The organism is Pseudobdellovibrio exovorus JSS (assembly GCF_000348725.1).
In the GTDB taxonomy this organism is placed as follows: domain Bacteria; phylum Bdellovibrionota; class Bdellovibrionia; order Bdellovibrionales; family Bdellovibrionaceae; genus Pseudobdellovibrio; species Pseudobdellovibrio exovorus.
Genome location: NC_020813.1, coordinates 2,315,021 through 2,325,693 on the forward strand (window position 1 = coordinate 2,315,021; position 10,673 = coordinate 2,325,693).

15 protein-coding genes and 1 other RNA gene are annotated in these 10,673 nt (G+C 43.4%); 9 read left to right on the forward strand and 7 right to left on the reverse strand.

Annotated features, from left to right (window positions below):
- Window positions 1-4: 4 nt before the first annotated feature.
- The 5 genes from A11Q_RS13810 to A11Q_RS11450 all read right to left on the reverse strand — a co-directional run bounded on the left by A11Q_RS13810 (window position 5) and on the right by A11Q_RS11450 (window position 4,893).
- Window positions 5-391 carry an acyl-CoA carboxylase biotin carboxyl carrier protein subunit gene (locus A11Q_RS13810; RefSeq protein ID WP_015470977.1) on the reverse strand — a complete coding sequence of 129 codons (387 nt, stop codon included), beginning with the start codon at window positions 389-391 and terminating at the stop codon, window positions 5-7.
- The gene (locus A11Q_RS11435; RefSeq protein ID WP_015470978.1) at window positions 391-1,890 is read right to left on the reverse strand and encodes an acetyl-CoA carboxylase biotin carboxylase subunit; all 1,500 of its coding nucleotides are present in this window, start codon (window positions 1,888-1,890) and stop codon (window positions 391-393) included. Before A11Q_RS11435 ends, A11Q_RS13810 begins: the two co-directional genes overlap by 1 nt.
- 1 nt (window position 1,891) lies before the next feature.
- On the reverse strand, window positions 1,892-2,656 hold the full coding sequence (locus A11Q_RS11440) for an enoyl-CoA hydratase-related protein (RefSeq protein WP_015470979.1): 765 nt from the start codon (window positions 2,654-2,656) through the stop codon (window positions 1,892-1,894).
- A gap of 11 nt (window positions 2,657-2,667) precedes the next feature.
- Window positions 2,668-4,272 carry a carboxyl transferase domain-containing protein gene (locus A11Q_RS11445; RefSeq protein ID WP_015470980.1) on the reverse strand — a complete coding sequence of 535 codons (1,605 nt, stop codon included), beginning with the start codon at window positions 4,270-4,272 and terminating at the stop codon, window positions 2,668-2,670.
- 96 nt (window positions 4,273-4,368) lie between these two features.
- Window positions 4,369-4,893 carry a hypothetical protein gene (locus A11Q_RS11450; protein ID WP_015470981.1) on the reverse strand — a complete coding sequence of 175 codons (525 nt, stop codon included), beginning with the start codon at window positions 4,891-4,893 and terminating at the stop codon, window positions 4,369-4,371.
- Window positions 4,894-4,975: 82 nt separating this feature from the next.
- On the opposite strand from A11Q_RS11450, the gene A11Q_RS11455 reads away from it, so the two are divergent.
- Both A11Q_RS11455 and A11Q_RS11460 read left to right on the forward strand, forming a co-directional pair.
- Window positions 4,976-5,482 (forward strand): hypothetical protein, encoded by a 507-nt coding sequence (locus tag A11Q_RS11455; protein WP_015470982.1) that lies wholly within the window; start codon window positions 4,976-4,978, stop codon window positions 5,480-5,482.
- A complete protein-coding gene (locus tag A11Q_RS11460; RefSeq protein WP_015470983.1) occupies window positions 5,482-6,522 on the forward strand; it encodes a class I SAM-dependent methyltransferase in 1,041 nt (346 codons plus the stop codon). The genes A11Q_RS11455 and A11Q_RS11460 overlap by 1 nt, the downstream gene beginning before the upstream one ends.
- A 28-nt stretch (window positions 6,523-6,550) precedes the next feature.
- Here A11Q_RS11460 and A11Q_RS11465 read toward each other — a convergent pair whose 3' ends face one another.
- A complete protein-coding gene (locus tag A11Q_RS11465; RefSeq protein WP_015470984.1) occupies window positions 6,551-6,883 on the reverse strand; it encodes a hypothetical protein in 333 nt (110 codons plus the stop codon).
- A 279-nt stretch (window positions 6,884-7,162) separates the two neighbouring features.
- Here A11Q_RS11465 and A11Q_RS11470 point away from each other — a divergent pair, with 279 nt between their 5' ends.
- From A11Q_RS11470 to A11Q_RS13625, 5 genes are all read left to right on the forward strand, one after another.
- Entirely contained in the window at window positions 7,163-7,402 is a 240-nt protein-coding gene (locus A11Q_RS11470) for a DUF4160 domain-containing protein (RefSeq protein ID WP_015470985.1), read from the forward strand.
- A complete protein-coding gene (locus A11Q_RS11475; protein WP_015470986.1) occupies window positions 7,389-7,607 on the forward strand; it encodes a hypothetical protein in 219 nt (72 codons plus the stop codon). The genes A11Q_RS11470 and A11Q_RS11475 overlap by 14 nt, the downstream gene beginning before the upstream one ends.
- An 84-nt stretch (window positions 7,608-7,691) precedes the next feature.
- The gene (locus A11Q_RS11480; protein WP_015470987.1) at window positions 7,692-8,216 is read left to right on the forward strand and encodes a hypothetical protein; all 525 of its coding nucleotides are present in this window, start codon (window positions 7,692-7,694) and stop codon (window positions 8,214-8,216) included.
- Between the two features lie 79 nt (window positions 8,217-8,295).
- Window positions 8,296-8,565: a hypothetical protein gene (locus A11Q_RS13715; protein ID WP_015470988.1), complete on the forward strand. Its 270-nt coding sequence runs from the start codon at window positions 8,296-8,298 to the stop codon at window positions 8,563-8,565.
- Window positions 8,534-8,905 (forward strand): helix-turn-helix domain-containing protein, encoded by a 372-nt coding sequence (locus A11Q_RS13625; RefSeq protein WP_015470989.1) that lies wholly within the window; start codon window positions 8,534-8,536, stop codon window positions 8,903-8,905. The genes A11Q_RS13715 and A11Q_RS13625 overlap by 32 nt, the downstream gene beginning before the upstream one ends.
- A gap of 19 nt (window positions 8,906-8,924) precedes the next feature.
- Here the strand turns inward: A11Q_RS13625 and rnpB are convergent.
- Window positions 8,925-9,327: RNase P RNA component class A (gene rnpB / locus A11Q_RS13720), an RNA gene on the reverse strand.
- Window positions 9,328-9,468: 141 nt separating this feature from the next.
- On the opposite strand from rnpB, the gene A11Q_RS11495 reads away from it, so the two are divergent.
- Complete coding sequence (locus A11Q_RS11495) at window positions 9,469-9,984, forward strand: fibronectin type III domain-containing protein (RefSeq protein ID WP_015470990.1); 516 nt, start codon at window positions 9,469-9,471, stop codon at window positions 9,982-9,984.
- A gap of 13 nt (window positions 9,985-9,997) precedes the next feature.
- Entirely contained in the window at window positions 9,998-10,651 is a 654-nt protein-coding gene (locus A11Q_RS11500; RefSeq protein WP_015470991.1) for an NAD(P)H-dependent oxidoreductase, read from the forward strand.
- Window positions 10,652-10,673 lie beyond the last annotated feature (22 nt).

Genomic DNA, 10,673 nt, shown 5'->3' on the forward strand with positions numbered 1-10,673 from the left:
TGATCTAGTTTTTTTCTTTCAATTGCACCATTAAAGATCCCAAAGCCACTTGATCTTGTACGGACACTAAAACCTTTTCAACAGTGGCCTCAATGTCAGACTTTAAGGTGTACTCCATCTTCATCGCTTCCATCACCAATAAGGCGTCACCTTTAGAAACGCTCTGCCCTGCGCTGACAAAGACTTTTGTTACTTTGCCTGGCATTGGCGCCGTGATCTTATCTGCTGATTTAGCTGCTGCTTTAGTTTTTTTGTAGTGGCCTTCAGCTAGATCTACTAAATCATAGCTGTAGATTTGTTGATCTAATTTGAACCAGATCTTTTTATCGATGATTTCAGCATCTACTTGTGTGTCTTTACCATTGAGTTGCAAAGTTATCTGAGTTTTCATTACACACCTCTCCAGTATGCGTTCCATGGTGAGGTTGTGTTTTCATTAACAACACCAGCCCCAAGGACACTCGCTTGGCGCGTCTTCTTCAGTTGTTTATTGATTTCGACAGCCCATTTTTTAACTTGTTCATCCTCGACTGAGGACTTTATACCATCTGCAAAGTACGTTTCAATAAAACGTGTTGTCATAACACCCGAACGGAACTCTTCATGATCTAAGATTTGAATTAAATACGGAATGTTGGTGTACACACCAAAAACAGTGCTGTCTTTTAACGTGCGGATCATCTTATCAATAGCGCGGCTGCGGGTTTCATCCCACACGATCACCTTGGCAATCATCGGATCATAATGTGATGTGATCGTATCGCCAGAGTCAAAACCGTATTCATAACGACGACGCGGGCCTTCTGGCCATTGCACATGTCCTAACTTACCCGTTGAAGGCATTCCTGACTGATACGGATTTTCAGCGTACACGCGACACTCAATCGAATGCCCTTTCGGTATACGAATATCTTGAGCTGTGAAAACAAAGTTATCCTGAGCCGTTAAAATCTGCATTTTCACTAAGTCCACACCTAGGACTTCTTCTGTAACAGGATGTTCCACCTGCAAACGAGTGTTCACTTCTAGTAGGTAGAATTTGCCATCTTGTAACAAGAACTCGACTGTTCCCGCATTTTTATATTTACCTAAAGTGGCGATAGAACAGGCCACCTCGCCCATTTCACGGCGAAGGTTTTCATCGAGTGATGGTGACGTGGCTTCTTCAATAATTTTTTGATGACGACGTTGTACAGAACATTCGCGATCGAACAAATGACGAACTTGACCGGTGCAATCGCCGAAAACTTGAAACTCGATGTGTTTCGCCTTGCCCAAATATTTTTCTAGAAAAACTTTCGAGGAGCCAAATGCCGACATCGCTTCACGTTGTGCAGACTCGATGAGATCACGAGCTTCAGACATTGAATTAATCAATTTCATGCCGCGGCCACCGCCACCAGCAGCAGCTTTAACGATAACAGGCAGGCCAATTTTTTCGACCTCACTGAGTAATGTCGTCAAAGATTGATCTTCCCCCTCATAACCAGGGATTAAAGGCAATCCAGCTTGTTTTGCCAAATTTTTGAAAGACATTTTATCACCTAAAACGCGAATCGCTTCAGATGATGGCCCAATAAAAATCAAACCATTTTTTTCACACTGCTCTGCAAAGTCCGCGTTTTCAGATAAGAAGCCAAAACCTGGATGAACAGCGTCGGCTCCACCAGCTAAAGCCGCGTTGATATTGGCTTCGATATTCAAATAACTCTGCGCTGTGGGCGCTGGACCAATACAGATTTTTTTAGTCGCCATACGATAGGCGCGTGAGTTCACATCGACATCCGAGTGTAACAACACAGTTTCAATTCCCATCTCTTCACAAGCGCGAATAATACGAACAGCAACTTCTCCGCGATTGGCAATGGCTATACGATTGATTTTTTTCATACTACTTAGATGTCCTATTTAAGAATTTTTGTAACTTTTCTTGCCCCTCAGCGCTGATACGACGTTCAGCAATAACACGAGTGCAGTGGGCCTGAGCCTCGTCAAATGAGTTTGTTTCTAGCAATACATTTAATAATTTTTTAGCCTCGCGCATGGCTTCGGTTCCATTCCCTGCAAACGTCTTCACGATTTCAGTTACGTCAACAGTAGTCCCAGTAAACGTCTGATGAACTAATCCAATACGGCGGGCTTCATTTGCATTAAAAACTTCGCCGCTGATCATCAATGGACGACAAAAAGCATCTGGAATTTTTCTAGTGATGAAACCTGTAATCACAGCAGGAGCCAAACCTAACTTCACTTCACTGAAACAAAATTGAGTGGCCTCATCCGCATAGACATAGTCGGCACAGGCTAATAGACCTAAGGCTCCACCAAAGACAGCCCCATGAGCTACAGCGACTACGGGCACTTCGCAGTTTTGAACCGCGGCAAACATGCCCCATAACTTCTTAGAATCCTCGATATTTTCTTCGTACGAATAATTCACCATCGATTTCATCCAATTTAAATCAGCACCAGCACAGAAAGCTGTGCCCTCACCTTTAAGGATTAAAAGCTTTGATGTTTTCGTCTGACTTTCTTGCTGAAAAAAATTTGTGATCTCAGCAATCATTTCAGGGTGAAAGGCATTCTTCACCTCGGGTCGGTTCAAGGAAACAACCTTAATGTCGGGCTGTGGACTTTCAACTTTAATAAACTTCATCACCACTCCCATTACATTCTGAAGACGCCCTGTTGTTTCGGGCCCCAATCTTTATTTAAGCTCGCGGCAATTCCCAAAGCTAGGACGCGACGAGTGTCTTTTGGATCAATGATCCCATCATCCCAAATTCGCGCTGTAGAAAAGTAGGCTGAACTTTCACGTTCGTACTTTTCTAATGTGGGACGCTTAAACTCAGCTTGCTCTTCAGGTGTCATCGATTGCCCTTTGGCTGCTAGCTGATCCATCTTAACAGTTAACAGAACATTCGCGGCCTGCTCGCCGCCCATTACGCTGATGCGAGCATTCGGCCACATCCACAATTGACGAGGTGAATACGCACGACCACACATCCCATAGTTACCAGCGCCATAAGAGCCGCCAATCACCACAGTAAACTTAGGTACGCGCGCATTCGATACGGCCATCACCATTTTGGCTCCGTGTTTGGCGATACCTTCTTGTTCATATTTTTTACCCACCATGAAGCCTGTGATATTTTGTAAGAAGATCAATGGCACTTCACGTTGCTCGCATAATTCAATAAAGTGAGCCGCTTTCTGCGCGCTTTCACTGAACAACACTCCGTTGTTGGCAATAATACCCACAGGCATTCCCCAGATATGAGCAAAACCTGTAACCAGTGTTTTCCCAAAGAGCGGTTTGAACTCGTGGAACTTAGAGCCATCCACAATACGTGCAATCACTTCGCGAATATCGAATGGAATACGTTGGTCTGCGGGAAGCACTCCGTAAATTTCGTCTTCAGCATACAGAGGTTCTTCTATCGGCTGAGTTTTTAATTGCACCGCTTTACGTTTATTCAAGTGTTTTACAATCGAGCGAGTCAGATCAATCGCATGCTGATCATTTTCAGCAAAGTGATCCGTTACCCCTGAAAGCTCGCAATGTGTATGTGCGCCCCCAAGTTCTTGTGCATCCACGATTTCACCTGTTGCCGCACGCACCAGAGGTGGGCCACCTAAAAAGATAGTCCCGTTATCTTTGACAATAACGTTTTCATCACTCATCGAGGGAACATAAGCTCCGCCCGCAGTACACGAACCCATCACCACTGAAATTTGCGAGATTCCCTGCGCGCTCATGCGAGCTTGGTTATAAAAAATACGGCCGAAGTGATCGCGATCAGGAAACACTTCGGATTGCATTGGTAAGTACGCGCCGCCACTGTCTACAAGGTAAATACATGGCAGACCATTTTCCATGGCCACTTCTTGAGCGCGTAGATGTTTTTTTGCTGTCATCGGAAAGTAAGTGCCGCCTTTTACGGTGGCATCATTGGCCACGATGACACACTCAGTGCCTTCAATAACTCCGATACCTGTTAGAACTCCCGCACTGGGAGCTTGGCCTTCATACATTTCATAGGCCGCCAAAGTCGAGAACTCTAAAAACGCTGTCCCTGAATCAATCAGAGCTTCAATACGTTCACGTGCTGTTAACTTGCCACGAGATTTATGTTTTTTAACGGCCTCGGCACCGCCGCCCAACTTCCCAGACTCTATACGCTGACGCCACTGATTCACGTGCTCAAGTAAGGCTGTCTTGTTCTGTTGAAAATCGGATGAATTTGGATCAATTTGGCTTTCAATAATCATAGCTCTATAACTTTCTATATCTTCAACTTTTTAGCTTTAACATTCAAAGCTGTTCGGCACTATCTGCCCAATTACTTACCCAATTGTCTACCCAGTTCAGGCAAGTAGCTCTGTTTTCTCAACCTGTAATTTCAGTGTCAACGAATCGATCTTTCTGGATTTATCCACTTTTACTTTGATCTGGAATTCGATTTCACCTCTTTTGACCTTTTGAAAATCAATGAAGAAGTCGTCCAAAACCGACTGATCAATTTCCAGCAAGAGTTCAATGTCCTGAGTCCACTTTTGCTTTTTGCTGATTTGCACATCACTGGCGACTAACTGAAAGTAACTTTCGGACATCTGCTTTTGCAAAAAGGCACGACCTAGCTCAAGAGCTGCATTGAGCACTAACCCCTGATGGATCTCTTGTTGGAAGTCGAAATTCGTCGGACGCGCTGGCACAGTTGCCTTTAAGGCAAAGTCCGAAATCTCCATCATACGAAAGCCCGTTCCCAGTAACTCTGGAGCCAACCAATCTAACGCATAGCTTAAGGCTGGTTGTAAGGGTTTAGGACTCTTGACCTGCGCCCATGTTTTCAGCTCTTTTAATTTTTCGGTGGTCTTTTTGTAAAAGCTCATATTCTTTAAATCCTTGCCTCGCCCGAGGCTAGCATGATGAACTACACTTGTCACATTTCAAGAGGGATGTCAGGAGGCAACAATGATTAAATTGGCGAGTTTTTTTGTATTTTTAGGGGTCTTTGTTTGGACCTGGTTTTTATTCAACTCGGCACCTAAGATCAACCTACAAACACATGCTGGTATACAAAGCAAATTTGTGACTTTGATCGAAGAAAGCGTGAAAAAATCACGCCCGCTTTCTAAAGACTTCGAAGTGCTCAACATCTACACGCAAAAGATCGACGACAATCAAATCAGCGCTCACTTTTCATACCAATACCTCGATGTTCTTGAAAATGAAGAGACCTCTAAGCAAGTCATTAAAGGTGAAGCCGTTCTTCATCGCTCCCCTTCTGAAAATCCTGAAAACGAACTTTGGGTGATTAAATCTGTACGCACAGGTAGTCCAAATATCGAGTTCCAAGAGGGCTTGATCGTGAATCCTGAAGCTGCGCCAACGGCTCCGGCAGGCACTGAAGCCACAACGGAGGCTCCAACTGGAACTCAGCCAGTCGCTCCTTCAACAGAAGAAACTCAAACTCACTGATGTCCAAAAAATTTGGATTCATCACCATAGACGAACACGGCGACATTTTCTTAGATCCTGATGCTCCCGCCCTGACTGATCCTCTTCAAATCGAAGAAGTTCATTACAATTTACGTCTGACAGATGATTTTTCTTTGGTGACTGAGTTTCAAGATGAAGAGCATTTAGTCGAATCTTTCGATCATCCCCTGCATATTATTTCTTTAAGTTTTAAAGATAAAAAAATCTTTCTGCGCACGAAGCAAAACACCTTATTCGAGGCTGATAACAGCAAATGGTCGGTGGATGAATGGGATCGCTTTAATGGCTTAACGACATCAAAGGCTCCATTCGTTTTAACTGATAATGCTCAAGAACAGTTGTTCGATTTGTCTGACTGTTTTGATGACGAAAGCTTCGTCGCGGATGGCGAATACGTAGCCACTCCGCCTTATTTTATCGATACACTTCACATCGACAAATCGAATTTTTGGTCTGAAATTTATCAAGCTCCTGAAAATCCAGGGTGGAATCTAAATGACTCTGCCGAGGCTTTCAAAGATATGCTTCCTCGCTTGAAATTACCTAAATCTCGTATTTTGGTTTTAGGATGTGGCGAAGGTCACGATGCTGCTTTATTTGCTAAAGCAGGACACGTGGTTACCGCTGTGGATTTTTCGAAAGAAGCTATTGAGCGCGGTCGTCAAAAATACAGTGATTTAGAAAATTTATCATTCTATGAGTCCAACATTTTCCACTTACCTACAGAGTGGAATCACAGCTTCGACGTTGTTGTTGAGCACACCTGTTTCTGCGCAATTCCACCCGAACAGCGCAATGAACTGGTGCGACTTTATCGTCGGATGTTACACGAAGAAGGACAGCTTTTAGCAGTGTTTTACACTATGGAAAAACGCTCGGGCCCACCATTTGGAGCCACCGAGTGGGAAATTCGCAAACGCACTCAAGAGCACTTTCAATATCTATTCTGGGGTCGCCTGCGAAACTCTATCACACGCCGTATGGGCAAAGAGCTTTTCGTCTTAGCAAAGAAACGCTAAGACGATTGCGTGATTATAAATTTCGAAATTAACGAACTCCGCAAGTGCATTCTCCAAGATCTTGGCCATCGCCATGAATATCAAGTCCATACATTTTTACGCTGACTAATCCATAGGGCTCTTGCGCCACTCGGTATTCACCTGTTTCCGTAGAGGTGATTTTTACCTCGACAAGGCGAGTTCCTGGAACCACTCGGCCCTCACAAGAGAACGGACGCATAGTCACACTGGCTTGACGAACACCATAATCCGCTTCAGCTTCGGCCTTAACAAAACCATTTTTCAATTCACAGTAAAAATAATCTGCCATTGCAGTTGATGCGGTCATCACAAGTGCTAAGCTTAAAACTAGGTTTTTCATAACATCCCACCTTTTTGGTTTTTGTTTGGGTTTTGGAGTAAGCGGAATCTAGCACCTAACTTTAAGTTTTACTGTCAGGATTTGGTTAGGAGGGATTTTTTCGCATCTATTCTGAAATTTATTCGCTCCGTGACAACTTTGGTCACCTACCGAGCTTCGGATTTTTCACTCTGATATCCATTATAACCGCTTCTACTGAGGACAGTCTGTTGCAGTCTTCCTCCAGAGTCCCATTTTAACAATTATTGGTCATTTTTTGATATATATGGTATATATAATATGGTTACGATTCTTCGTGTTGGTCAGTTGAAATACAAGGTGAATCGCAAGGATCACAACCCTCCACATGTTCACGTTGAAGGAGGAGGCGCGAGTCTGCGAGTCAATCTGCTAAACTTCAATGTGATGGATCAAAACACAGGCTTCTCCAAAGCAATGGTTCGTAGAATCATTCTGTTTATTGAAGAACACCATGCAGAGTTTTTAGAAAAATGGATGGAATATCATGAAAAAAGTTAAATACGGAACAGTCGAACTCTCTGACGAATCCTTCGATAATGACAAAGCCTTGATCCGCGTTTCTATGATGTTACCTTTGACGACCATCAAAGCCTTAAAAAAACTCAGTCTTACAGAAAAGCACAGTGGAAAATACCAAGTTCTGATTCGAGATATTCTGAACGAATGGGTTGAAAAACAAAAAACCGTCCGAAAACGCGCATAGACCTCTGATTTTCGGATTCGCCGGATGTCCTCTTACATCTTAGCGACATTCTGCCCCCCCCTTGCTCTTGCAAGGCTTTCTCGAATGCACAGACACCTCTTTCGCACGGGACAAGAACTTTTTCATGTGTCACTTGAGTTTCATCCACAGCATGTGAACAAGAATACGGATTGGCTATTTCTGCAAAAAGAGATAGCCAAAACCGCACAGGCACGACACATAGAAGTGCAGGCGCTGATTATGATGAATACACACATTCATATTCTTATTTCCACCGCGGAAAAGCAGGAAAACTTTTTTTGCGAACATCTGCAAAAACAAATATCTCCTTCTGCAAAACTAGAGAACTTGGCCGAACCGATACTGAGCTTTGCACAGTACTTAAATACCTATAAATACATCTATCGCAATCCCGTTGAAGCCCATTTGTGTTTGCGCGTAGAAGACTATGTTTACTCGTCACTGTACCAACTGCTCGGAAAAACCATGCTGTACTATCCTTTAGTAGATCAATTAAATCTGATTCACCATCCACAAAAAATTTTGCGCTGGTTAAATAATGTCGACCTAGAGCTTTTTCCAGACCGACATACCCCTACAACACATTGAAAACATTAAGGATTATGTCTATGATAAAAAATATCTTTTTATATGATAATATATATCATATAATAAAAAGCAGGCACAAATGACGTGGGTCGTTTATCTTCCAAAACGCCTTGTTAAGGAGATATCCAAGCTTCCACAAGAGATTCAACATCACCTTGAATCCTTGATTGATGATCTTGAAGTGGCAGGACCAACAAGAGGAGACTGGCCCAATTACTCCAAACTCAGCAATGGCCATCATCATTGTCATTTAAGCTACAGCCACGTTGCCGTTTGGTTCGTGACTGATAAAAAGATAAAACTGATTGAGGTCACATATGTCGGGAGCCGCAAAGATACGCCTTATTGAAATTTCAATTAAAGACGGAGCCAAGAAAAAATTTTTTCTTGTACCCGAAGATAAGGCCGCCGCCATCGCAACTTTACTAAAAGATATTCCGCGAAACGAGGACGATGCTGTACCAGCAAAAAATATTTTTCCCGACTTAGACGATGTAGAAAAACGCCCATTCATCACCTTTCGCGGAATCAGAGCTAAGACAGGGCTAACGCAACAGGAACTAGCAGGACGCCTTGGTATTTCTCAAACTGATGTATCAAAAATTGAAAATGGAAAACGCAATATCGGAAAAGCACTGGCGAAAAAAATAGAAAAAGAATTCAAAATCGACTACAGACGTTTTCTGTAGAAGACCTAAAAAATAAAGGTGGCGGGGTCTTACGATAAGCCGGGTTCTGTTCCTCGCATTGGTTACCACGATCCCTCATGCGATTCGACGACCATTCCTCTAGGCCAACAGTTACCTGTTGGCTCGAGCGATCTGACCCGGAAGCCTCGAACGAGCCGTTCTTTTCAACTCCTCAGCAAGCTGAGTGTTGGCGCTTCCCTATTTGATCTTGCTTCACACAGAGTTTGGCTGTTTTCACTCCGGCAACTCCCTCAAGGTCTCCCGTTCCCAACCTCGAGATCATAGCTCCGGACATTCTTTCTGTTCCACTGTTCCTCGCCTTACGACGGAGGGGCGTTACCCCCTGTGTTGCTCTGCGAAGCCCGGACTTTCCTCTCCTGACAGAGCAGAACTCTATCAGCAGCGATCATCTGTAAGACCCCTGCCGAATCTTGTAGCAAAAGCAGGTTTAAAATACAACTCCAGAGTTAAAGCTACTTGCTAAAATGCCCTCTGGGATTTAGAAGTATTCAGATAGCTTATTACGTCGTTTTTTTCACACGTAGCTCATACAAGGAGACTTTATGAAGTATTTCATCGCTTTGTTTGCATTTTTTCTAACTTTAGGTCTTACCACTCGCACTTTAGCTGCTGCTGGTCCCGCTGATGCTAGTTGCAAACCTGCAGAAGGTGAAGCGGCTTGTGCTGATGCTCATGGTGGACACGCTGGTCACGGCCATGGCGATTTGTCTGAGCGCATGAATTCACTTTTCCCTGAAAAACAAAAAGATCCTGAAATGTCTAAAGTTCCTGCTGTTGTTGAACTGACGGCTCCAAAATTTTTATCACGCGTAGAGGGCCCAGCAGTTCTTGAATGGAAAGAAGCTATTGGCGCTAATGCTTACCACTTACAAGTAGCAACGGATCCTAACTTCAAATGGTTAGTGATCAACGATCACTTTGTAAAAACCACTTCTTTTGAGTTCACTCAAGCTGAAGCTGGGAAAAAATATTTCTGGAGAGTTGCCGCTTACAACACGAACAATGAATCTACTTTTACAAAATCATTGTTCAGCAGCTCTGCGTTCGTTGCCAAATAAGGTTTTCTAACTGATGTCACGAGTTGTTGATAACGAGATTCTTTATAAACAAATGCAATGGCGCTATGCCTGCAAAAAATTTGATCCTACGAAAATTATTCGCGAAGCTGACTGGAATATCCTTGCAGAAACGCTTCGCTTATCTGCTTCTTCTTATGGCCTACAGCCTTGGAAGTTCATCGTAGTTCAAAATAAAGAATTACGCGAAAAATTAAAAACTCATTCGTGGGGACAAAGTCCTGTTACAGATGCATCCCACTTCGTTGTTTTAACTTACAAAGAAAAAATGGATGCAGCACACATTGAAAAACTAGTCGAGCAAACAGCGAAAGTGCGTGAGCTTGATATCAACACTTTAGGTCGCTTTCGCGATGTGATGACGAAGGACCTTATTCATGGTCCGCTTTCACAAACCATCGATCAATGGGCACAAAGACAAACTTACATTGCGATGGGATCTTTCTTAACAACTGCCGCTCTGATGGAGATCGACACACTTCCAATGGAAGGTCTTGATCCAGACGCCTATGACCGCACCCTTGAATTGGGGGGAACTGGCTACAAAACTATCAGCGCCATCGCGTGCGGATATCGCGCAACTGATGACAAATATCAGCATGCAAAAAAAGTTCGCTTCGATTTAAGCGATGTTGTGACCTATAAATAAATTTACGTTAAATCTAGACCTT

What these genes read in the sequence shown, in the direction of transcription:
- A11Q_RS11460 (WP_015470983.1), top strand. Translation starts at nt 5,482, where the DNA reads ATGTCCAAAAAATTTGGATTCATCACCATAGACGAACACGGCGACATT.
- A11Q_RS13625 (WP_015470989.1), top strand. Translation starts at nt 8,534, where the DNA reads ATGTCGGGAGCCGCAAAGATACGCCTTATTGAAATTTCAATTAAAGAC.
- A11Q_RS11470 (WP_015470985.1), top strand. Translation starts at nt 7,163, where the DNA reads ATGGTTACGATTCTTCGTGTTGGTCAGTTGAAATACAAGGTGAATCGC.
- A11Q_RS11475 (WP_015470986.1), top strand. Translation starts at nt 7,389, where the DNA reads ATGAAAAAAGTTAAATACGGAACAGTCGAACTCTCTGACGAATCCTTC.
- A11Q_RS11435 (WP_015470978.1), bottom strand. Translation starts at nt 1,890, where the DNA reads ATGAAAAAAATCAATCGTATAGCCATTGCCAATCGCGGAGAAGTTGCT.
- A11Q_RS13715 (WP_015470988.1), top strand. Translation starts at nt 8,296, where the DNA reads ATGACGTGGGTCGTTTATCTTCCAAAACGCCTTGTTAAGGAGATATCC.
- A11Q_RS11445 (WP_015470980.1), bottom strand. Translation starts at nt 4,272, where the DNA reads ATGATTATTGAAAGCCAAATTGATCCAAATTCATCCGATTTTCAACAG.
- A11Q_RS11500 (WP_015470991.1), top strand. Translation starts at nt 9,998, where the DNA reads ATGTCACGAGTTGTTGATAACGAGATTCTTTATAAACAAATGCAATGG.
- A11Q_RS11455 (WP_015470982.1), top strand. Translation starts at nt 4,976, where the DNA reads ATGATTAAATTGGCGAGTTTTTTTGTATTTTTAGGGGTCTTTGTTTGG.
- A11Q_RS11465 (WP_015470984.1), bottom strand. Translation starts at nt 6,883, where the DNA reads ATGAAAAACCTAGTTTTAAGCTTAGCACTTGTGATGACCGCATCAACT.
- A11Q_RS11480 (WP_015470987.1), top strand. Translation starts at nt 7,692, where the DNA reads ATGCACAGACACCTCTTTCGCACGGGACAAGAACTTTTTCATGTGTCA.
- A11Q_RS11450 (WP_015470981.1), bottom strand. Translation starts at nt 4,893, where the DNA reads ATGAGCTTTTACAAAAAGACCACCGAAAAATTAAAAGAGCTGAAAACA.
- A11Q_RS11440 (WP_015470979.1), bottom strand. Translation starts at nt 2,656, where the DNA reads ATGAAGTTTATTAAAGTTGAAAGTCCACAGCCCGACATTAAGGTTGTT.
- A11Q_RS13810 (WP_015470977.1), bottom strand. Translation starts at nt 391, where the DNA reads ATGAAAACTCAGATAACTTTGCAACTCAATGGTAAAGACACACAAGTA.
- A11Q_RS11495 (WP_015470990.1), top strand. Translation starts at nt 9,469, where the DNA reads ATGAAGTATTTCATCGCTTTGTTTGCATTTTTTCTAACTTTAGGTCTT.